This window comes from Rossellomorea sp. NPDC077527 (assembly GCF_044542955.1).
Lineage (GTDB): Bacteria > Bacillota > Bacilli > Bacillales > Bacillaceae_B > Rossellomorea > Rossellomorea aquimaris_E.
Genome location: NZ_JBITVL010000001.1, coordinates 826,196 through 848,465 on the forward strand (window position 1 = coordinate 826,196; position 22,270 = coordinate 848,465).

The following is a 22,270-nucleotide window of genomic DNA, read 5'->3' on the forward strand; positions in this document are numbered from 1 at the left end:
TATTATAAGGACAAAAGAGAGAGCATCGAACTTACTATAGCCTGCATCCACCACTGACCCTTATCCTCATCCTTTGTCCAGGAGGGGACCATGATAAAAAAGAGTTTACTAGTATTTGTATGTTTCATGTTACTAGTGCCAACGATTGGAGATTTACCAAAAAGCACGAAGGCAGAAGAAACATCAACGGTGATCTCGGATTTCGAGCATATTGATGATTGGAGCGGTCTTGAAGCGGAGACGGAGCTCGTAAAGGAAGGGATTCAAGCAGGACGTTGGGATGTGGTGAACGAGGAGAGCGGAAAGACGACGAAAGCCGTTGAAACCACTTTGATTCCTCATGACTGGAGCGGAAATGAAGTGCTGAACATGTGGATACATTCCAAACAGGAGACCGAAGGAAAAGTGTATGTGATCCTGGAATCCAACGATCCAAGCACCACCTCTTATGACTATTACATTACCTCCATCAACATCGACTGGAGGGGTTGGAAACAGGTATCTCTTCCGTACTATATCTTCAAAGCAGCCAACTCCCCTAAGGGATTTTCGAGCATTGACAAAGTCAAGCTGCACACTTCATGGTACCAGGAAACTCCAAATCCCGAGATTGAACTGGTTCTCGATCATTTCACGATTACGAGCCTGGGGGATGTCGACGTCCTGCCTCTTAGCGGATTTGAAGACATGTCCAAGTGGACCAGCCTCAGCGGGAATACCACCTATGTAAAAGAAGGGCGATACTCAGGAAAATGGTCGTCCATCGATACGAAAACCAATGTTCAAACCTATGCCGTCCCGAAAGATTGGAGCCGGTATGACCGCATCGACCTTTGGATGTATTCAGAAAAAGCAACGGGTACGCCAATTTATGTCATCATCGATGCGGATAATCCGGAAACCTCCGGAATGGATTATTACATGAACAGTGTAACGGTCGACTGGCAAGGCTGGAAGCAGGTCAGCCTGGAAAAGAGCAGATTTACAGCATCTAGGCAGCCATTGGGTTGGGACCAGGTGAACCGGCTGATGTTTCATTCCTTCTGGTATGCAAGTCAGCCACCGGATCCGGAAACGGTTCTGTATCTCGATGACCTGAAACTCATCAGGGAGACCTTCAAGGTATCGCCAGACGCCATTTCGAAATCTGTTACGGCTGAAATGAATTCAGTATCCTACAAGGTGTTTGTAACCAATAACAGTGATAAGACAGACGAGTATGTGGTGAAGGTTCCTGAAGAATTAACTGATTCCATAACCGTCGATGAAAGTGAAGGAGAACTCTCACCAGGTGAAAGCAAGATGATTACAATACATGTTGATATCGATAAGACCACACAGATTGGAGAAGAGGTATCCATGACAATTCCCATCACCTCACGGATCCAGCTGGATGCCGATTTTAACGTGAAGCTGAGTTATACGATGAAGGAATGGTCAAGGACTTCGCATGAGCGGCCGAAGTCTTTTTTCGGAAAAGCTGAGCTGGAACGCGCCAAAGAACGCATTCAAAATGAACAGTGGGCATCCGGTTACTGGACGAAATTGAAAGCAGAAGCAGATCAATGGATTACACGGGATTTAACCATTCCTACCCTCGGAGGCGGGCATGGAATGTGGTATTACTGTGGAGTCGATGCGCCATTGGAATATGATCCGGACAGTCCCCACCGCCATTACTGTCCAGCGGACGGGAAATACTATACCGGCGATACGTATGATGCGGGATGGCGGTGGAAGCGTCACAATGAAATCATCACAGCCCTCAAGGATTTATCCGTCGCCTACTCCCTTAGCGGCAATCTAGCATATGGGGAAAAAGCGAGAGGCATTCTACTAGAATATGTGGATATGTATCCAAACTACGAAAAACAGACCAGGGGAGGGCGACTCTATTGGCAGACCCTTGATGAAGCCGTCAGTATGGTCGACGTCAGTCTCGCCTACGATCTTTTATACGACAGCGGCATCCTTTCCGACCAGGACAAAATGAACATAGAGCTGAATTTCCTCCGCCCGTCGGCTGTGACCCTCAGCGAATATGACATGGGACGCTCGAACTGGCAAGCCTGGCATAACGCCGCTATTGGAATGATTGGATTTGTTCTCGGGGAGCAGGAATACATCGACTTTGCCATCAACGGAGAGCACGGATTTTATTATCTGATGGACAATAGTGTCCTAAGAGACGGTTTCTGGTGGGAGGGGGCCATCTCCTATCATATGTACACACTGAGAGCACTGAACGTTCTGGCAGAAGGGGCAAAGCAGTGGGGCTACGACCTGTATGCCAATCCAACCCTTGAGAAAATGTTTGATTTGCCGGTCGAATATGCCTATCCGGACTTCGGGCTGCCGATGAACAATGATGGCGGCCAATATGGGGAATCTCTTGTCGGCCCTGTTTCCCCAAAAGGTTCGCATGAATATGAAGCGGCTTATGCTTATTATCAAAAAAATAAATACCTGAATGTCCTGAATCAACGGTATGCAAAAAATCCACGGGAAGGATTGTACGCACTCTTCACAGGGGTGGATCAGCTGGCAACCGCAGAATCTGTTAACAACAAGGGGAAGAATTTTGAAGGAGTGGGCCACAGCATCCTGCGTGCAGGGGCTGATATGTTTTCGTTAATTGATTATGGTGATTATGGGGGCTCTCATGGTCATCCTGATAAGCTCCATCTTGACCTCTTTGGTAAGGGAGCCAGGATACTTCCAGACTTTGGGACGCCTTCTTACGGAAATTTTCTCTACCGGGATTGGTATAAGCAGACAATCAGCCATAATACGGTGACGGTTGATGGAAAGACACAGGAAGAGTCAAGCGGTGAACTTGATTTCTACGTGAATACGGACGGCATTAAGATGATGAAGGCTTCATCTAACGATTCTTATTCTGGGGTGACGTATAACAGGACAGTTTTGACAGACGAAGACTATGTAGTAGATTGGTTTCTTGTTACGGACCCTTCCACTATGCATCAATATGACTGGGCAGTGCACCCGATAGGAACATTTTCAACGGAACTGCCGTTGAAACAGAGGACTGATGCCCTTGGTAATGAAGATGGTTATCAGATCATTCAAAAGGCAGAAAGTGCTGAGTCCGAAGAACAAGTGACGAGCTCATGGATTCAGGAATCGACTGCTTTCCATCTCACTTCACTTCTATACGGTAACCGGGAAATCATCATAGGGGAAGCTCCTGGTCCATCCAATGAATCAGCTGTCAATATTCCGTTTATGATTCAAAGGCAATCGGGGAACGATGCTCGGTTCGTTCATGTCATGCAGATCGCAGATAAGGCCGATCCGGTTTATTCAGTGGAAAAGCTCGACGACCGCTGCATGCGGATCGATAAAGGAACCGAAACGGATTACATCTGCTATAACCCAAATGCTGAAAACGGGCAGCTGGTGGCCGCGAAGGTAACGGTAGGTGAAGGATCCAGCTTTTCCATCCTTGAGCATATCGGGTTGAAGATTCAAAACGGAAATTTGCAAGTACAATTGAACCATCGTGACAAAGTGAAGGCCTTTACCCTCATGATTAAAAATGAAAGAGCGAACAATATTCGTAAAGTGAATGGACCTTACCATTCAGAACAAATCGATGAAATGCTTGTCATAACTAAAAAATAAAGGAGGGTAATTCAGGTGGCGGAAGTGACAACGATCGGAGAAACAATGATTCTGCTTAGCAATGAGAACGGGGAGATGCTCCGTTCCCCGTCCCTTTCCAAACGGATAGGAGGAGCCGAATCCAATGTGGCCATCGGGTTGACACGTCTTGGTCACAAGGTCAACTGGATCAGCAAGCTCGGTGTGGATCCGTTTGGGGAAGAAATTCTTTACCACCTTCGAGGTGAAGGTGTAGAAGTCAGCTATGTTGTTCGAGACCCCGATAATAGAACCGGTATAATGATCAAAGACAGGCGAGGATGGGGCGATCCTGATGTTTACTATTACCGGGACCAATCGGCAGCATCGAAGCTTCAATGGGGAGAAGTAAATCTGGACGCATTGAGAGATACGAAAATCCTGCATTTGACCGGGATCACACCGGCATTAAGTGCTTCCTGCAGGAACGTCACGTTGAGGTTAATAGAATATGGGAAAAAGAATGGAATCCCTATCAGCTTTGACCCCAATCTAAGATTAAAGCTGTGGGACATTTCAGAAGCTCGAAGCTTCATTTTAAGCATTTTACCTCATGTCGATTATTTTCTCCCTGGAATAGGAGAGGCGCGGTTGTTAGCAGGTGTGGATCAGAATGAAGCCAGTACCAAGGAATTGTGTCATTTCTTCCATATGCAAGGCGCCCATCACGTTGTAATGAAACTTGGAGAAGGAGGGTGTGCGGTCTCTTCAGACGGTCATTTTCAAAAAATAAAGGGCTATGAAATAACGCCATTGGATACCGTTGGGGCCGGAGACGGATTTTGTGCAGGATTTTTATCAGGAGTGTTAAGCGGACTCTCGTTATGGGAAGCGGCAATACGAGGAAACGCCGTTGGGGCCATTGCCGCCTCTACACAAGGGGACTATGACGGGCTCCCAAGGGAATCGGCCCTGCAGCACTTTTTAGGAAATGATATAGAGGTGAAAAGATGAAGAAATGGGATATAGAGAATGCCATTCATACTCATAAAATGATAGCTGTCATCCGGAGTGATTCCGAAGATGAAGCCTATGAAATGGCGCGGCTCTCGGTTGAAGGGGGAATCCGTCTGATTGAAGTAACCGCAACAACTCCAGGCTTCCTAAATATCATAAAAAAAATTCGAAAAGAACAACCAAAGCATGTTATTGTCGGAGCCGGTACCATTCTTGATCCTACTTCTGCCCGAATGTCCATCATGGAGGGGGCTGAATTCATTGTCTGTCCACATTATGAGAAAGAAATCATCGAACTCTGCCATTTGTATCAGGTGCTTATTATTCCAGGAGCCGCAACCGTCGAATCTGCCGTTTTATGCTTGAAAGCGGGCTGCTCGTTCATCAAGCTGTTTCCCGGAAGTATCTTTCAACCATCCGATATCAAATCGTTCAAGGGGCCACTGCCACAGGCAAAATTCATCCCTACTGGAGGAGTGGGGAAAGTCAATATCAGGGATTGGCTCGAAGAAGGAGCTGCCGCAGTGGGAGTGGGGAGCGAGCTAAAGAGAGTTTATCAGAAAGAAAAACATGGTTTTGCGGACTATATCGTGAGTTTGGTAGAGAGAGCTGGAGTACGTTCACCCGTATAGATTACGTCTCTAAGAGGTGATCGAGAGACCAGGGCTCAAAGTCCTTATTTCATCGTCTTCAAAGCGAAATTTTATGATAATCAAAGAATAAGGCCCGCTGCTCAGGAGCAGCGGGCCTTATGACATTACCATTCTTTCGGTTCATAATTCAAATCTTGAAACAATCTGTTCTTCTCTTTTTTGGAAAGATCGCGCCATTGTCCCACTGGAAGATTTCCTAAATGGATATTCATGATGCGTGTCCGCTGCAGACGGTACACTTCGTATCCAAGGACCTCACACATACGGCGAATTTGACGATTCAACCCTTGAGAAAGAGTGATTTGGAATACATATTTCGAAATTTGCTCCACCTTACAGGGCAGCGTTTTCGTGCCGAGGATCTTGACGCCTTCTGACATTTGCTTTAAAAAGTCTTCTGAAATCGGGCGATCCACTGTAACGATATATTCCTTTTCATGCTGATTTTCGGCGCGAAGGATCTCATTGACGATATCCCCATCATTGGTCAAAAGAATCAATCCATCCGAATCTTTATCAAGACGTCCGATATTGAAGATTCGGAGTGGATGATTGACGAGGTCGACAATATTTCCCTTGACGCCTTTTTCTGTCGTACTGGTGATCCCGACAGGCTTGTTCAAAGCGATGTATACATTATTACGGGCGACTCGGACAGGAGCACCACTCACTAGCACATCGTCTCCGGGGTTCACTTGGTCGCCGATCTTTGCGACACGTCCATTGATGGTGACCCTGCCTTCTGCGACCAGTTTATCGGCACCGCGTCTGGATGCCTTCCCGGCTTCACTGATATATTTATTAATTCGCATATTCTCAACACAACCTTATACTCAAAATGACTATACTAAGAATATCGGACTGGCACTTTATTTTCAAGGAAATCCCCAATTAGATCCCCTCATGTTAAAAGATAAAATATTTTTATGAAATCCCCTTTACATTAACGCAGCGTCAAGTTGTAAAGTAAAACCTATCAGGAGGTGAAATCATGGAATATAGCGTTAAAAAGCTTGGGGAAATCGCAGGTGTGAGTACTCGGACCCTCCGGTATTACGATGAAATCGGGATCCTTAAGCCGGCAAGGACAAACTCTTCAGGATACCGGATCTATGGTCAGAGTGAAGTCGACCGCCTGCAGCAGATTCTCTTTTACAAAGAATTAGGTGTAGGACTGATTGAGATTAAGGATATTTTGGATGATCCTGCCTTCGACGCAACAAGGGCCTTACAGAAGCACCGTGACACCTTACTGGAAAGGCGTGCACAGCTAGATCAGTTGATTGCGAATGTCGATAAAACGTTACGTGTAAAGGAAGGGGAGATTACGATGACGGATAAAGAAAAGTTTGAAGGGTTCAAAGAGAAAATGGTAGAAGACAATGAACAAAAGTATGGGAAAGAAGCGCGGGAGAAATATGGTGATAAAAAAGTGGATGAATCGAATGCCAGAGTCATAAATATGTCAAAGGAAGAACACGAACGGGTCACAGAGCTTCAGCAGGAAATCAAACGAACGTTAGGGGAAGCCTTCCAGAAGGGTGACCCTGCAAGTGAGGAAGCTCAAAAAGCGGCTGATCTGCACAGACAATGGATCACCTTCTATTGGGGGCACTATAGCAAGGAAGCACATGCCGGACTAGCTCAAATGTATGTCGATGATGAACGGTTCAAAGCATACTATGATGCAGAGCAGGAAGGGACGGCAGAATTCCTTCGGGACGCAATCCACATTTATACAGGGCAGAAAAACTAGGTGGAATAAACAAGAAGTATTTTGCTCAGTTGATTCGTGTTATGATAAGGAAATGAGTTTAGAAAGTACGAACCTAATCATAACGGAGTGAAAAAATGAGTAAACCAAAGAAAAAGAGCGGAACCGGACAAGGGACTGGAAAGAAAGGCTGGAATCGCTGGCAGGCAGGGGCAAATAAGAAGAAGAGCAATAAGCCTTATACGAGTAAAGGCGTAAAGCATGGCGGTAAACGGGAAGAATAGTAGTGATGGGTCCATTTCCTTATGGAGATGGACTTTTATTTTTTTTGACCTTATAGAAACAGAAAGAATGTATTTGCTATTTTAAAATTTCCCTGTTAGTCTTAAGAAGAATTATTTTTGTTCGGTCTGTAAGGGAAGAATAAGTTTTAAACTTTTCTCCTTTGATATCTAACTTGAGCAACGATAGTAATAAATCGTGGATTCAATTCCACACAGGAGGAAACACACATGCAAGAAGGTACAGTAAAATGGTTTAACGCAGAAAAAGGTTTCGGTTTCATTGAAATCGAAGGTGGAGAAGATGTATTCGTACATTTCTCAGCTATCCAAGGCGAAGGATTTAAATCTTTAGACGAAGGTCAAAAAGTTACATTTGACACTGAGCAAGGTCAACGTGGACTTCAAGCGACTAACGTAAACAAATTCTAATTGTTTTAAGAAGGACTCTTTCTAAAGGGTCCTTTTTTTATGTAAAAAAAGATGCCAGAGGAATTGGCACCTACTACGCTAACGCATATTTCATGATTCCTTGAATGTAGACAGTGTTCCCTTTCTGTGTACACTCCCTTATCTTGATTCTTCCTTCTTTTTCTAATTCTGCAGCCGCTTTTTCAATGGTTTCAGCTTCTTCTATTGAATGTGCAGGTAGCTCAATTGAAAAAAAGTTTCCACGACTTGCTTTGTTTAATGTTTTGAGTAAACCGATTTTATCCATTGGTTCATCTCCTTTATAACATACCATTCGACAACGTAGCTCTATATACCTTTAATGGTGGGGATTTGAGCAGTTTTTTGAATGCATTTGCTTTTTATCCGTTTATCTGTTAATCTTAAGAAGAATTATTTTTGTTCGGTCTGTAAGGAAAGAATAAGTTTTAAACTTTTCGCCTTTGATATCTAACTTGAGCAACGATAGTAATAAATCGTGGATTCTATGTCCACACAGGAGGAAACACACATGCAAGAAGGTACAGTAAAATGGTTTAACGCAGAAAAAGGTTTCGGTTTCATCGAAATCGAAGGTGGAGAAGATGTATTCGTACATTTCTCAGCTATCCAAGGCGAAGGATTTAAATCTTTAGACGAAGGTCAAAAAGTTACATTTGACACTGAGCAAGGTCAACGTGGACTTCAAGCGACTAACGTTGTTAAAGCGTAATAGCTTTTAAGAAAAAAGGGCCCTTTCAAGAAGGGTCCTTTTTTTATTGGTTTATCTTATGCTTGTCACTCCTGGGCAAGCCGCCTGCGCTTTAGAAAATAAAAAGGGACCGACAGCGTTCGTCGGTCCCGGAGACAACATGTTACAAGTTAAAAATGGTTAGATAAAGCATAACACAGTATTGGTGGAATACCTAAATAAATTTAAAAAGAATTTTAAAAGAGTATTTTTTTGAATAGAATCACCACATTTCTATGAAAATAAGAAAAATTAAATGAGGTTATGATATGGCAATCAAAAAATTTAAAGATTTTAAGTTAAGTGAAGAAATTGAAAGAGCACTGTCTGGATTGGGGTATGAAACCCCTACGGAAGTCCAGTCCAAAGTGCTTCCACTTGCTCTAGAGAAAAAAGATCTTGTTGTACGTTCCCAAACAGGAAGTGGAAAGACAGCTTCTTTCGGGATCCCCCTTTGTGAGATGGTGGAGTGGGAAGAAAATAAACCACAGGCACTGATTCTGACCCCGACACGGGAGCTTGCGGTGCAAGTGAAAGAAGATATCACGAACATCGGGAGATATAAGCGGATCAAAGCGGCCGCTGTGTACGGGAAGTCTCCTTTTCACCGCCAAAAACTAGAGCTGAAGCAGAAGAATCATATCGTCGTCGGTACACCCGGCCGTGTGCTCGACCATATTGAAAAAGGGACTCTTCCCTTGGATAAGCTATCCTATCTGGTCATTGACGAAGCGGATGAAATGCTCAACATGGGCTTTATCGATCAGGTGGAAGCGATTATTCAGGAACTGCCAACAGACCGTGTGACGCTGACATTCTCTGCCACTTTACCAGAGGACGTTGAGACACTGTGTCATAAATATATGAAGAAGCCGGTTCATATTGAGATCAAAGCAGCGGGCATTACGACGGATAAAATTGATCACTCGATAATTGGTGTGAAAGAAGAAGAAAAGCTTTCTCTATTAAAAAATGTGACAACCGTTGAAAATCCGGATAGCTGCATCATTTTTTGCCGGACAAAGGAAAATGTCGATACCTTATGTGAAGAATTGGACCGTTCTGGTTACCCTGTGGATAAAATCCATGGCGGCATGATTCAGGAGGCTCGTTTTGAGGTGATGGACGATTTTAAACGTGGAGATTTCCGCTACCTGGTGGCGACAGATGTAGCAGCTCGGGGGATTGATATTGAGAACATCACCCACGTGATCAATTATGATATTCCAATGGAGAAAGAAAGCTATGTTCACCGTACCGGGAGAACGGGAAGGGCAGGTCTGTCAGGCAAAGCAATCACGTTCTGCACACCATATGAAGAGAAGTTCCTTGAAGAGATCGAAGAATATGTCGGTTTCAATATACCTAAAGTGGAGGCCCCTTCACCGGAAGCGGTGGCTGATGCCAAACATGACTTTGAACGGAAGCTCGATGAAGAGCCGGATTATAAATTGGATAAGAGTGAGCAGTTGAATAGGGACATCATGAAACTTTATTTCAACGGCGGGAAGAAGAAGAAAATCAGGGCTGTTGATTTCGTCGGGACGATTGCAAAGATCGATGGTGTGTCTGCCGAAGACATTGGCATCATTACGATCCAGGAAAATCTTTCGTACGTGGAGATTTTGAATGGAAAAGGGCCGCTGGTTCTGCAAGTGATGAAAAAGACGACGGTGAAAGGGAAAATGTTGAAGGTGCATGAAGCGAGGGGATAAGTTCTTTCGATTTCACACCCTGCAAAAGGGAGCACCATAAGTCGGGATGCTCCCTTTCATTCTTGCTATTCTGTTGAATAAGGAGGTAGGGGAAGTGGATTCTTTAAAGAATATGAATGACGCTTTACGGTATATTGAAGAAAACCTAACAGAAGAAATCAGTTTGAAAGATGTGGCAAAGCGAGCATATTGCTCCGAGCACCATTTTAAGCGGATGTTTTCGTTCCTGGCCGGGATTCCTTTATCGGAATACATCAGACGCCGTCGTTTGACCCTGGCAGCACTTGAAGTGCAAAACAGCGACGTTAAAATCATCGATATCGCCATGAAATATGGCTACTCTTCACCTGATTCCTTTACGAGAGTCTTTCAGAAAATCCACGGGATCACCCCTTCACAAGCGAAGGGGCATTCCATCAAAGCATTTCCACCTATGACCTTCCAGTTATCCATCAGAGGAGGCAATGAAATGAATTATCGACTCGTCGAGAAAGAGCCGTTTTCGATTGTAGGGATCATGAAGCGAGTCCCAATCATTTTTAATGGGGTGAATCCTGAAATTGCAGCCATGTGGCAGAGCTTAGACGCGGACAGGATCAAGCAGTTAAAACGTATATCAAATGTGGAACCACGAGGATTAATTAGTGCATCTGTCCAATTCTCCGATGAAAGAATGGAGGAGAAAGGAGAGCTTGATCATTACATCGGGGCGGCCACAACGGAAGAATGTCCCACAGACTTATCGAAACTGGATGTTCCCAAGCTGACTTGGGCTGTATTTGAAGCGGTTGGGCCATTTCCCGACACATTGCAGCAAGTGTGGGGGAGAATTTACGCTGAATGGTTTCCTACTTCGAGCTATGAACTGGCAGAGGGACCGGAGATGTTGTGGAATGAAAGTAATGATGTTGGCTCTGAGACGTTTAGGAGTGAAATTTGGATACCGGTTAGGAAGAAGTAAGGGAGAAACAGTGAATTCTATTGGATTCACTGTTTTTTTAGTGTTGGAGGATGTATGGGTGATTTATCAGCGGAATTTTGATTTTATCAGCGAAATTTTTAATATAACGGCAATATCTGAATTATAACAGCGAAATATCAAACTTATCAGCGAAATTCAGACGAGCAAACGTGTAACACCCAAGCAGCTTGATGTCTCATCACGTCCAGAGCGTGACTGATATCCAATTATCGGCGAAATTCTGATTTTATCGGCGAAATTTTTAATATAACGGCGATATCCAGGATTTAACGGCGAAATCTCAAATATATCGGCGAAACCACTCCAAACGATAGCACAATCCAGAAACACTACTAAAAAAAGCGAACCCCATAAGGGTTCGCTTCTCTCCAATCATGATCCAGCCCAAACATCCTTCGCATATCGACCATCTTCTTCTAATGATCGGAGCCATTTATCGGCTTCTTCTTTCGATGTTTGATAGATACGCATATAGCTTTCTACTAAGGTTTGTTCCACATATGGGGCCATCTTGCTTCCATCACCACAGATGTATAAGCGTCCGCCATCTTTCAGTATAGGCAGAATTTCTTCCGCATTTTCGGCTAACCGGTGCTGGACATAGGTTTTCTCCTGATCCGGGCATCTTGAAAATGCTGTGTGCAATGTGACTATTCCGTCTTGTTCGGCTTTCTCTAATTCGTTCTGATACAAGAAGTCGTGCTTCGGATTTCGGCAACCGAAGTAAAGGTGTGCCTCACCGAGTGATTTCCCTCGCTCATTGAGAACAGCGCGTGCTTGGATGAACCCTCTGAACGGAGCGATTCCCGTACCAGGGCCAACCATGACAATCGGTGTCCCCGTGTCTTCAGGTAGTTGAAAGTTCGATTGCGGTCTGTTGATGAAGCAGGCGATTTTGTCTCCGGCTTCACGATTTGCCAGATAGTTGGATGCGATTCCGTTGTACTCTCCATTACCGCTCCAAGCTTCTCCCCGGACGACGCTGACAGTGATGGTCGCTTCTCCATTCTTGTATAAAGGCGAGCTTGAGATTGAATAATAGCGTGCTTTTAAAGGAGGAAGCAATGCCAGGAATCCTTCAAATGGTATTTCACATGCCATATACTTTTCAACCAGATCCAGCATGGTGATGCGTTTGTTTAGTACCGCTTCTTTATAGGTCTCATCCTTCAGTAGTTCTTCAAGCTCAACAACGTGAGGAGGGCAGACGGTATGAGCGGCTAGAGCACGGATTTGAGAGCGGGTAGCGGGCTCTTGGAACTCTACATAATTCCCCAGTAGTTCTCGAAGTTTCACCGGTTTTTCGGTAGGCAGATGGACGGCTTTTCCAGAATCTCCCGTCAGTTGGACGTAGTCGTGTCCGTTCAAGTTGAATCGAGTGAGCACTCGCTCGACAAGTGTCGACGGATTTTGTGGAAGGACTCCGACATGATCTCCTTCCTGATACGTAACACCTTCTGGTAAGGTAAGGGCGATATGCCTTGTGTTTCGGCCGCTTTCAGCATGCTGTAATTCGAAATTCTCATTCACCACGGCTGTGAAAGCATGATGCGTGCGTGCCAGTGGTGTGTCGCTTACATCGCTGACAAAATTCATTGTAATGGAGCTATTCGTTTGATCATTTTGATGGAGTTCGATGCTTAAGCTTTCAGCCAGATTGGGCCATAGAGCTTCAGCCCACTTTTCGTAATCTCCTTCAAAGTCATCGCTTGCATCGCCGTGTCCGATTTCTGTTATACGGTGCGCGCCTTTTTCATAAAGCTGTTCATCAATGAAGTTCGGGATACGCTGATACGTGGTGGCCCAATTGTGGTCACCGCATCCAAATACAGCATAGTGGACACCTTCAAATTCACCTGGCTGACTTTCCTTTAGCATGGAAATGAACTTACCTGCATTGTCAGGTGGATTTCCGTTATATGAAGCTGAGACAATCAGAACAGCCCCATTTGCCGGGAGTCCGTCACTGAATCCATCTAAAGGAGCAACCTCTGCAGAAAACCCTTGTTGACGTCCCGATTCCGCAAGATCACGTGCGATACCTTCTGCCGTCCCCATGTTTGAGCCATACAGAACAAGTAAAGGTGTTCCATGGGAAGATTCCGCCACAGCAGGCTTCTTCTCTTGCTGAGAGTTTTCTTCCCCTTTAGAAGCAATCGAGAATCCCAATGCAGGCTTACGTGGTGATACCCGCATTGTTAATCCATCCGGCTTAAGGGTCAGAGTCTCTTTTACATCCAATTCATAGTCTTTGTGATCGATCAAGTCAAAGTGCTGGAGCACCATCCCAAGGACCAGTGTCGCTTCATGAAGGGCGAACTGCTGTCCGATGCATGCTCGCTGTCCGTTACCAAATGGTTTATATGCATGATACGGTATGGATGAAGGATCCTCGAACCGTTCGGGGATGAATGCTTCGACATCATCTCCCCACACAGAAGAGTCGCGGTGGAGTTCTGGGATGACCAGTGTGAACACATCATCTTTTTGGACATCATATTTGCCACCCAGGGTTGTATCCTCTTTCGCATAGACGGAAAAAGCAGGGGCGGTCGGCCAGAGTCGAAGTGTTTCATTCAAGACCATCCGGACGTATTTCATTTGTTTCACTTGCTTATAGTCAGGTATGTCATCGCCTACAACGCGATCAACTTCTTCTTGAGCCTTTCTCAGTTTTTCCGGATTGTTCATCAGGAAGTAGAGGGCGAGGGAGAGGAGTCCACTGGTCGTTTCATGCCCTGCAATCAAGAATGTAATGATTTGAAAGCGGATGTTTTCATCACTCAACGCTTCTCCTGTTTCAGGGTCTGTTCCTTGCAGCATATAAGAAAGTAGATCCTCTTCACCTTGATTCCCGTTTTCTTTCCGTTCGGCAATCAATTCATCAACGAGGGAGAACATATACTCGATGTCTTCCCTGAATTGTTTTTTTGATTTGATCATTAGTTTATCCTGGACCCCAAGACGCTGGGATTGATTCATCGCTTCGTCCAGTGCGCGAACCATACTGTCAACGAAAGGATGGGAGGTTTCGCGGTAGAAACTGTTGAAACGGTAATTGAAGCCACACAGTCCGATGGTATCCAGGGTCAGACGGGTCATATCTTCAGGAACGTCAATTTCATCTGTTGGATTCAGGCGGCTCCATTTTTGAATGAGCTGGGTGGCGAGATCCACCATTTTGGTGTGGTATCCTTTCATGGCCTGCTGGCTAAAGCTGGGGAGAAGGATATTATGTGCCTTTTTCCAATTGCTCTCTTTCGTTTCACTGGTGAAAAGACCATCTCCACTAAATGCTCTGACCTTTTGAAGGGCAGGGCCTACTTTTTTGTCAAAACGGGTTTCATCACATAATTCCCCTGCAAGGGAAGCGCTTGAAACAAAGGTACTCGTTCTTCCAGGAAACTGGAACTGATAGATGGGTCCTAGTTCTCTCGCAAGCTTCATAAATGATTGGAGGGGCTTTTCTTTATCGATAACTGGTAAATTCCCAAGGGGGCCATAGGTTTTCGGTTGTGGATATTGAGTTTGATGTGTCATTTTTCCTTCACCTCATCATAATGGTTTAGTTTGCGGAATGAACGTTCATTCCGCGTAGGGATGAGAAACACGTGGTTTCTCATCCGTGTAATCGGACAGCGTCCCACATACTTTCTTCTACGTCATTAAGCATAGCGGCATCAGGCTTTAACTCGCCGATTCGTACCAATCGCTGCAGCTCGAGAAAGGCACCATATAAAATGGCGATTAAAGCTGTTGAAGGCAGATTTTTAATCTCCTTTTTCTCTTTACCCGAATCGAAGAAGCATTTAAAGATATTCAGAAGGCCTTTGAAACTTGCATGACTTTCTTCATTTAAAAAATGGGCACTGCTATGTGTTTTGATAAAGTAAAGGGCCTGACTCTGTTCCTTTGTAAACAGAATCATTGATCGGAACAGGTGATGGAATTGCTCACGGATCGACTGTTCATAAGGGAAATCCTTTTTCACCGTTTCTGTAAACAGCTCAACATATTCTTGAAATATCGTATTTCCAAGCACTTCTTTATTTTCGAAGTATCGATAGATTGTACCGGCTCCGACGCCGGCAGATGTGGCAATCATGGGAATTGTCGTAGCATCAAATCCCCTCTCTGCAAAAAGAACAAGGGAGCTCGCCACGATGCAGTCCCGCTTATTTAATGCCAATGACATACCATTTCAGCCTTTCATAACGTTAATACGGAATGAATATTCATTCCAGAATAGTGTATACCCATGTGAAATTTATCTCAATCACACGAAGTACCCATTGTTTGTGAAAGTTTTGTTAAGAAGGTATCTGCCCTTTTATTGTTTCCTATGATACTTGCCGGTCCAACTCTAGCAATTTTTCATAGAATAACTTTGTAAGAGAGCTCACTTACTAGAAGTTTTAATAGAAAGGGGGGATTCTAATGGCATTAGGTCTGATTACCTTTCTGATTGCTGCGTTGTTACTTGTCGCTTGGTTAGTAGTATCGATTTTGGCTCCGAATAGTAACCTGGTATCTGTTTTGAAAGAAGCAGTATGTGATAGATTAGGATGTTAATGTAAAATACAAGACCCCAGATTTTTGGGGTCTTTTTCTTTATTTGGTTAACGTAGTGAGGGACGGACCTCATTCCAGCAATAATAAAGTGAAGAATTTTTTCTAATATTACGAATATCTGTTGTTATATTAAGATAGAGCTAGTAGGATAGTCTTACAAATAGTAAAGTTGGAAGCTATGAGAATTCACTTTAAGATGGGCGCTGTTAGTGAATTGGAGCGAGTGGCGCAACCGGCCAGCACTTAAAATGGTGAGAGTCAGTGTTATGTATTTACTGATGTTTCTTTTATACATATTAGTCTCATCTTAACCAAAACTTTAATGAATGAGGACGTGTTGAACGTGATTAAAACGGAATTGAGAAAAAGTACTCAAGTCTTTGGGGAATCTGCCTTACTTGCAGCCATTGAAGATTCGCTGGCCATGATTGAATTCAATGCTGACGGTAGAGTCCTATGGGTGAACGGAAATTTTGCCAGGACGATGGAATATGGTGTGGAAGAAATGATTGGCATGCACCATGAAAAATTTTGTACACAGGAATTTTCTAAAAGCTTGGAATATAAACGATTGTGGCGGGATTTGAGAAGCGGAAAAAGCTTTCAGGAAAAAATTCAACGAGTCACAAAGACTGGTAGGCTTCTCAGTTTGGAAGCAACATACACGCCGGTTTATAACGAAGAAGGAAATCTTGAAGGTGTTGTTAAGGTTGCGACGGATATTACCGAACGGGAAACAACGATTGAAAAGGTAGCTTCTGAATTACAGAAGATGTCAGAAGAATTAAGTGAAAAAGCAGAGCAGGGTATAACAAGAAGTGAGGAAGCAGCCATAGCGACTGGAAAGCTGGTTTCTGACTCGAATGAGAATATGACAATACTTGAGTCACTTACATTGCAGGCAAATTCAATCGGAAACATTGTCAAAACGATTAGGGAAATTGCGACTCAGACAAATCTACTCGCGTTGAACGCGGCCATCGAGGCAGCCCGGGCAGGGGAACATGGGAGAGGGTTTAACGTCGTTGCAGGAGAAGTCAGAAAGCTTGCAACGAGGGTGCAGGATTCCATCCAGGAAGTGAACTCCCATATAGAAGGGATCACAGGAGAAATCAACAAAATCAATGAAGGAACAATCCGTTCACAGTCAGGCATAACAAATAACCAAACACTAAACGAGCAAGCAGTCCTGGCATTCAAAGAAATAGGAAGCGCAGCCCGTCGATTGGACTCACAAGCAAAAGACTTCAAAAACATTTTGTAAAGCTTGGTGAGGGACGGACCTCCAATTTTTCATCCTTCCGTTTGTGAATCAAATGGAAAACGTGAAGAATTGGAGCTTTTTTACTTTAGGACAGTAGTGTAGTGAGGGACGGACCTCCAATACCTATAATCCCACCATCTTAAACCGGTATGTGGAGGTCCGTCCCTCAAACCATATCTTCCCATCCATCTCGAGGTGTGGTATGATGGGTTTAACTTATGAGAAATGGAGGTTTTCCTTTTGATTTTAATCAGACTACGCATCCGCAATTTGAACGCTTAATTGAATAAGTTCAAAGGCTCTGCTTGTGTGCAGGGTAAATGGGATCGGTCTGACTATTTTTAAAGGAATTCTTCATTTGGCGTGCATGAAGAGAGGGGGGGTCTTCTTCCCCTTTAAGAATAGAATTGAATATCTACTGAATGGTGCTTTTTTGATGTCTTTGTACGAATCCAAATTCATCAGGGGAAAGTGCGGTCTTCTTCGTGCACCATCGGTATATTCAACATCCATTTACAAAAAGCACAGGCAGTGGCCTGTGCTTTTTTCTTGCACCCAAATATTTTAAATAGGAAGTGACTATGTAATGGAAGAAAGATTAAAAGCAATCGCCATAGGCGTTAATACAAAAGATAAAAACAATGACTTTGAGTATTCAATGCTTGAGTTGAAGGGGCTGGCAGAGGCCAGGCATATTGTTGTTACAGGAGAACTGACGCAAAACCTGCCTCGGCCCAATCATGTGCATTATATTGGAAAAGGTAAGATCGACGAACTGCTGCTATTGATTGAAGAGTGGGAAGCGGATGTACTGATCACGAATGATGAGCTCTCACCATCGCAGATACGCGTACTGGAAGAAAAGCTTGACGTTCGGGTCATGGACAGAACGATGCTGATTCTTGACATTTTTGCAGAACGGGCGAAAACCAGGGAAGCCCAGCTTCAAGTAGAAGTGGCTCAGCTGCAGTACATGCTTCCACGCCTCGTCGGACGCCGTGAGTCATTAGGGCGTCAAGGTGGTGGATCGGGACTTGCGAACCGTGGGGCAGGTGAAACGAAGCTTGAGCTTGACCGTCGTCGTATTGAAGCGAAAATCACAGCTCTTCATAAAGAACTGGATTCTCTTGTCGACCTGCGAACGACTCAGCGCAAGCAGCGTAAGAAGAGTGAGATTCCTGTCGTTTCCCTTGTCGGTTACACCAATGCAGGGAAGTCGACGACGATGAATGCATTCGTGGAAACCTTCCATCCAAATGAGAACAAGCAGGTATTTGAGAAAGATATGCTATTTGCGACCCTTGAAACATCGGTAAGGAATATCACCTTACCGGACAGGAAGGAATTTCTCCTGACAGATACCGTCGGATTCGTGAATAAATTGCCCCATCAGCTGGTCAAGGCGTTCCGGTCCACTCTTGAAGAGGTGGTCGAAGCGGATCTCATCGTCCATGTGGTGGACTATTCCGATCCTCATTACGAAAAACTGATGAAGGTGACCGATCAAACCCTTGATGAACTTGGAATTGGAGACACCCCTGTCATTTATGCATACAATAAGGCTGAATTGGTTGATGAGGAAGTACCAAGAGTAGAAAAGGACCGCATTTATTTTTCGGCAAAAAACCGAATCGGTATTGATGAGCTCCTTCAAGTGGTGAAAAGCTATATTTTCAAAGATTATAAACGCTGTCAAATGCTCATCCCATTTGATAAAGGACATCTAATTTCGTATTTTAACGAGAATGCCAACGTGTTAGAAACCGGATATGAAGAAAATGGAACGATGCTGACGCTTGAGTGTAAGGTGAGTGATGCTGAGAGATATAGAGAGTATATAGTATAAAAAGTGTTGGCCCTCTCCAAATGTGGAGGGGGTCTTTTTATTTAGCTCCGGCGGCTGTTGTCGTCTCATACTTTTCAACGAAAATATGTACATACTCCTCAACCTGGGCTCCTGCATACAGTAAATGCAGAGGAGGGATGCAGTATGTTTTTTCAACGAAGATGTCCGGTTTATCCGGTGCCGTTTGAATGCCATCCATATGGAGCAGAAATAAGAAACGATTATGAAGACATCCTTTTACCACATACTTATCAGCAGTACTATCCACATCATGATTATGATCAGCAGTACTACTATGATCCTTATCAAGGGTACGTACCACAGCCTGCTTACTATGACCCATTCGACTCACGTGCCAACTGGAGAGAATGGGAGGATCTTGGTGCACCGCCATACGGGATGAAGGGTTCACCCGCGGTTGCATCCTGGCAGGCGAATCGACTGGATACGTTTGTCAGAGGTGAAAACGACAGAATGTATCACAAATGGTGGGATGGTTCTCGTTGGAGTCAATGGGAGGACCTCGGTGCACCTAAGCGGGGATTGAAGAGTTCACCTGCAGCCGTATCATGGGGCCAGAATCGTATTGATACGTTTGTCAGAGGGAATCGGGATACACTCTGGCATAAGTGGTGGGACGGCAGAAGGTGGAGTGAATGGGAAGACCTTGGGGGGCCGCCGCGTGGCTTCAAAGGGGACCCGACAGTGTCATCCTGGTCGGCCAATCGACTGGATGTGTTTGTTCTTGGATACGACAACAATCTTTGGCATAAATGGTGGGACGGGAGAAATTGGAGTCAATGGGAGAACCTTGGCGCGCCAAGAGGTGGTTTAAGAGATTCACCAGGTGCCGTATCATGGGGACCGAATCGGATCGATTGTTTTGTGCGTGGAAACAAAGACCGAATGTGGCATAAGTGGTGGGATGGTTCGAGGTGGAGTCAATGGGAAGATCTCGGCTCACCGCCTAGAGGTTTTGAAGGGGCTCCTGCAGCATCTTCATGGGCACCTAATCGAATCGACACCTTTGTTAGGGGAGACAACAACAATATGTGGCACAAGTGGTGGAACGGATCACGCTGGAGCAATTGGGAGGATCTCGGAGCACCACGGGGAGGCGTCCGTTCATCGCCGGGAGCTGTTTCATGGGGACCAAACCGGGTGGATGCCTTTGCCAGAGGCAGAAATGATCATATGTGGCATAAGTGGTTTGCGTGATGGAAAGAACCATCCCTGAGTGTGAAGAGGGATGGTTTTTTTCTGAAAATTCAGTCTGTCGTGTGTTATTCTATAGAAAAGACTTTTTATAAGGAAGTGTCTAGCCATGCATGAAGCAATTCATACTATCAGACTTGCGAAAAGGGAAGATCTTGAGAAAGTCATCGGACTATTGGTGAATACAGCAGGCTGGTTACAAACAAAAGGGACGAAACAGTGGAATTACTACCTGACCGATCTTGAGGGAAATGTAGATGAAATAGTGACTTCTATTGAAAATAAGGCAACCTACATTGTGGAAAAAGAGGGGGGTGCGATTGCGACGCGGACACTTGAATCCAGCCCAAATGAATGGGATATGGATATCTGGGGAGAGGAAGCAGAGGATGATGTTGCATACTTACATAGATTGGCGGTTCACAGAGACTTTGCGGGGAAAAGGATTGGTGCAGACCTTTTGGATTGGGCTGAAATCCAGATGAAAACAAGAGGCAAAAAAAGCATCCGCTTCGATTGTATCGCAAGTAACGAGGGACTGAACCGCTATTACCAAGAACGATATCGATTAAGAGAAGTCATCGATATCCACGGCCGTCACTGTAAATATGAAATACTTTTAGGTGAAAACCCGGTATGATCACAGATCACACCGGGTTTCTTTTTAACTGGCTTTTCTTCTAGGTTGTGCTTCAATTCTAGGCATATATTCGTTGAAATAATGATTCGTCTCTGAAACGATCACTTTATAGAGTAATAGCAATGCGATTAAGTTCGGAATCATCATCAACGCATTGGACATGTCAGCAAAGGCCCACACAAGTTCCAGGTTAGCAACTGCTCCTAGTCCTGTTGCAAAAATATAGATTAGTCTGTAGGAGTTGGCGAATCGATAATTCGTGATATACTCGAAACATTTTTCTCCATACATATACCATCCTACAATGGTCGAGAATCCGAAGAAAATGACGGAGAAGGATACGATGTATTCTCCGACGACACCAAGGGCGTGTCCGAATGCTGCGCTCGTCAATGCCCCGCCGTCAAGGCTTGGTGCGTGCTCGACACCGGAAATCGCTCCGCCTGTCGGATCCCAGAAACCTGTGATCAACAGTACAAGCCCCGTCATGGTACAAACGACGATCGTGACGATGAATGTTCCCGTCATGGCGACAAGTGCCTGTTTGACCGGGTGATCGGTTTTCGCATTTCCGGCAATCAGTGCAGCGGTACCAAGACCTGCCTCATTGGAGAAGATTCCTCGTGAAACCCCGCTGCGGATGGCTTCCGAGATGATAATCCCTGTAAATCCACCAGCTGCAGCGACAGGATTAAATGCGTAGAAGAAAATCATTTTAAAAGCAGGAATGATCATGTCGTAATTCAGAACGATGATGATCAGAGAGCCTCCGATATATAGGAATGCCATGATAGGTACGAAGAACGAAGCGACCGTACTGATCCGCTGTATTCCTCCGAAGATGATCAATCCCGTCATAACGGCCAAAATGATTCCTGTTGTCAGGTTATTAATATGAAAGCTTGTACTCATGACGTCGGCAATCGTATTCGACTGCACGCTGTTCCCGATTCCGAGAGCGGCGAAGGCACCGAATAATGCGAATGCGACGGCGAGCCATTTCCACTTACTGCCGAGGCCTTTTTCTACATAGTACATAGGACCGCCGGAGTATTCCCCGTTTTTATTTTTCACACGGTATTTCATGGCAAGAAGGGCTTCGCCGTACTTGGTCGCCATGCCGAGAAGGCCCACAATCCACATCCAGAAGATCGCGCCGGGTCCACCGATAGTAAGAGCCGTTGCCACTCCGGCGATATTCCCGTTTCCGATTGTTGCCGATAATGCGGTCATCAGTGTCTTGAAGTTACTGATGTCCCCTTCCGATTGATCAGAAGAGGCAGAAGGCTTCTCCTTCGTAAAAGCAAGCTTAAAAGCATACATCAGTTTACGGAACTGAAGTCCCTTTAGCATAAAAGTTAAAAATAGACCTGTACCGAATAATAGTACTAAACTTGGTGTCCCCCATAAGAATGAATTAATCTTGTCTAGCACATCTAACATAGAATCCTCCTTGTCAAATCTTGTTGTAAACGTTTTCTTTGCGAGTTTCCATCTACTATTTATATAGTATTCCGAACAATCTGTCCATAACAAATGGCGAATTTTCAGAGATTGAGCCTTTTTTAGTAGGGAGGGACGGACACCG

Annotated in this window: 19 protein-coding genes and 1 riboswitch; of the genes, 14 read left to right on the plus strand and 5 right to left on the minus strand. The window is 44.7% G+C overall.

Features of this window, described 5'->3' with window-relative positions:
• Window positions 1–90: 90 nt before the first annotated feature.
• The 3 genes from ACIGG7_RS04240 to eda are packed head-to-tail and all read left to right on the plus strand — an operon-like array spanning window position 91 to window position 5,252.
• The gene (locus tag ACIGG7_RS04240; protein WP_397548945.1) at window positions 91–3,645 is read left to right on the plus strand and encodes a heparinase II/III domain-containing protein; all 3,555 of its coding nucleotides are present in this window, start codon (window positions 91–93) and stop codon (window positions 3,643–3,645) included.
• Window positions 3,646–3,660: 15 nt separating this feature from the next.
• Window positions 3,661–4,617 (plus strand): sugar kinase, encoded by a 957-nt coding sequence (locus ACIGG7_RS04245; protein ID WP_397548946.1) that lies wholly within the window; start codon window positions 3,661–3,663, stop codon window positions 4,615–4,617.
• Entirely contained in the window at window positions 4,614–5,252 is a 639-nt protein-coding gene (gene eda, locus ACIGG7_RS04250; protein ID WP_397548947.1) for a bifunctional 4-hydroxy-2-oxoglutarate aldolase/2-dehydro-3-deoxy-phosphogluconate aldolase, read from the plus strand. The genes ACIGG7_RS04245 and eda overlap by 4 nt, the downstream gene beginning before the upstream one ends.
• Before the next feature lie 125 nt (window positions 5,253–5,377).
• On the opposite strand, the gene rluF is transcribed toward eda, so the two are convergent.
• On the minus strand, window positions 5,378–6,085 hold the full coding sequence (gene rluF / locus ACIGG7_RS04255; protein WP_397548948.1) for a 23S rRNA pseudouridine(2604) synthase RluF: 708 nt from the start codon (window positions 6,083–6,085) through the stop codon (window positions 5,378–5,380).
• A 179-nt stretch (window positions 6,086–6,264) separates the two neighbouring features.
• Here rluF and ACIGG7_RS04260 point away from each other — a divergent pair, with 179 nt between their 5' ends.
• The 3 genes from ACIGG7_RS04260 to ACIGG7_RS04270 all read left to right on the plus strand — a co-directional run bounded on the left by ACIGG7_RS04260 (window position 6,265) and on the right by ACIGG7_RS04270 (window position 7,700).
• Complete coding sequence (locus ACIGG7_RS04260) at window positions 6,265–7,029, plus strand: MerR family transcriptional regulator (protein ID WP_397548949.1); 765 nt, start codon at window positions 6,265–6,267, stop codon at window positions 7,027–7,029.
• Window positions 7,030–7,124: 95 nt separating this feature from the next.
• A complete protein-coding gene (locus tag ACIGG7_RS04265) occupies window positions 7,125–7,271 on the plus strand; it encodes a DUF3934 family protein (RefSeq protein ID WP_397548950.1) in 147 nt (48 codons plus the stop codon).
• A 228-nt stretch (window positions 7,272–7,499) separates the two neighbouring features.
• The gene (locus tag ACIGG7_RS04270; protein WP_224942973.1) at window positions 7,500–7,700 is read left to right on the plus strand and encodes a cold-shock protein; all 201 of its coding nucleotides are present in this window, start codon (window positions 7,500–7,502) and stop codon (window positions 7,698–7,700) included.
• Between the two features lie 73 nt (window positions 7,701–7,773).
• On the opposite strand, the gene ACIGG7_RS04275 is transcribed toward ACIGG7_RS04270, so the two are convergent.
• Window positions 7,774–7,986: a hypothetical protein gene (locus ACIGG7_RS04275; protein ID WP_397548951.1), complete on the minus strand. Its 213-nt coding sequence runs from the start codon at window positions 7,984–7,986 to the stop codon at window positions 7,774–7,776.
• Between the two features lie 243 nt (window positions 7,987–8,229).
• Between ACIGG7_RS04275 and ACIGG7_RS04280 the strand changes: the two genes are divergently transcribed.
• The 3 genes from ACIGG7_RS04280 (at window position 8,230) to ACIGG7_RS04290 (ending at window position 11,124) form a co-directional block, all read left to right on the plus strand.
• Complete coding sequence (locus tag ACIGG7_RS04280; RefSeq protein WP_034762315.1) at window positions 8,230–8,430, plus strand: cold-shock protein; 201 nt, start codon at window positions 8,230–8,232, stop codon at window positions 8,428–8,430.
• A gap of 287 nt (window positions 8,431–8,717) precedes the next feature.
• A complete protein-coding gene (locus ACIGG7_RS04285) occupies window positions 8,718–10,163 on the plus strand; it encodes a DEAD/DEAH box helicase (protein WP_397548952.1) in 1,446 nt (481 codons plus the stop codon).
• A gap of 94 nt (window positions 10,164–10,257) precedes the next feature.
• The gene (locus tag ACIGG7_RS04290; protein ID WP_397548953.1) at window positions 10,258–11,124 is read left to right on the plus strand and encodes an AraC family transcriptional regulator; all 867 of its coding nucleotides are present in this window, start codon (window positions 10,258–10,260) and stop codon (window positions 11,122–11,124) included.
• Between the two features lie 393 nt (window positions 11,125–11,517).
• Here the strand turns inward: ACIGG7_RS04290 and ACIGG7_RS04295 are convergent, their stop codons facing one another.
• Window positions 11,518–14,685 carry a bifunctional cytochrome P450/NADPH--P450 reductase gene (locus ACIGG7_RS04295; protein ID WP_397548954.1) on the minus strand — a complete coding sequence of 1,056 codons (3,168 nt, stop codon included), beginning with the start codon at window positions 14,683–14,685 and terminating at the stop codon, window positions 11,518–11,520.
• A 79-nt stretch (window positions 14,686–14,764) separates the two neighbouring features.
• Window positions 14,765–15,340, minus strand: a complete 576-nt coding sequence (locus ACIGG7_RS04300; protein WP_397548955.1) for a TetR/AcrR family transcriptional regulator — start codon at window positions 15,338–15,340, stop codon at window positions 14,765–14,767.
• Between the two features lie 242 nt (window positions 15,341–15,582).
• Here ACIGG7_RS04300 and ACIGG7_RS04305 point away from each other — a divergent pair, with 242 nt between their 5' ends.
• The 5 genes from ACIGG7_RS04305 to ACIGG7_RS04325 all read left to right on the plus strand — a co-directional run bounded on the left by ACIGG7_RS04305 (window position 15,583) and on the right by ACIGG7_RS04325 (window position 20,682).
• Window positions 15,583–15,717, plus strand: a complete 135-nt coding sequence (locus ACIGG7_RS04305) for a hypothetical protein (protein ID WP_263628212.1) — start codon at window positions 15,583–15,585, stop codon at window positions 15,715–15,717.
• A 162-nt stretch (window positions 15,718–15,879) separates the two neighbouring features.
• A riboswitch (cyclic di-GMP riboswitch) is annotated at window positions 15,880–15,964 on the plus strand.
• Window positions 15,965–16,060: 96 nt separating this feature from the next.
• Window positions 16,061–16,981 carry a methyl-accepting chemotaxis protein gene (locus tag ACIGG7_RS04310; protein WP_397548956.1) on the plus strand — a complete coding sequence of 307 codons (921 nt, stop codon included), beginning with the start codon at window positions 16,061–16,063 and terminating at the stop codon, window positions 16,979–16,981.
• Window positions 16,982–17,567: 586 nt separating this feature from the next.
• Window positions 17,568–18,827: a GTPase HflX gene (gene hflX / locus ACIGG7_RS04315; protein ID WP_397548957.1), complete on the plus strand. Its 1,260-nt coding sequence runs from the start codon at window positions 17,568–17,570 to the stop codon at window positions 18,825–18,827.
• Window positions 18,828–18,971: 144 nt separating this feature from the next.
• The gene (locus ACIGG7_RS04320) at window positions 18,972–20,045 is read left to right on the plus strand and encodes a PLL family lectin (protein ID WP_397548958.1); all 1,074 of its coding nucleotides are present in this window, start codon (window positions 18,972–18,974) and stop codon (window positions 20,043–20,045) included.
• Between the two features lie 106 nt (window positions 20,046–20,151).
• The gene (locus ACIGG7_RS04325; protein ID WP_397548959.1) at window positions 20,152–20,682 is read left to right on the plus strand and encodes a GNAT family N-acetyltransferase; all 531 of its coding nucleotides are present in this window, start codon (window positions 20,152–20,154) and stop codon (window positions 20,680–20,682) included.
• 24 nt (window positions 20,683–20,706) lie between these two features.
• Here the strand turns inward: ACIGG7_RS04325 and ACIGG7_RS04330 are convergent, their stop codons facing one another.
• Complete coding sequence (locus tag ACIGG7_RS04330) at window positions 20,707–22,125, minus strand: alanine/glycine:cation symporter family protein (protein WP_397548960.1); 1,419 nt, start codon at window positions 22,123–22,125, stop codon at window positions 20,707–20,709.
• Window positions 22,126–22,270 lie beyond the last annotated feature (145 nt).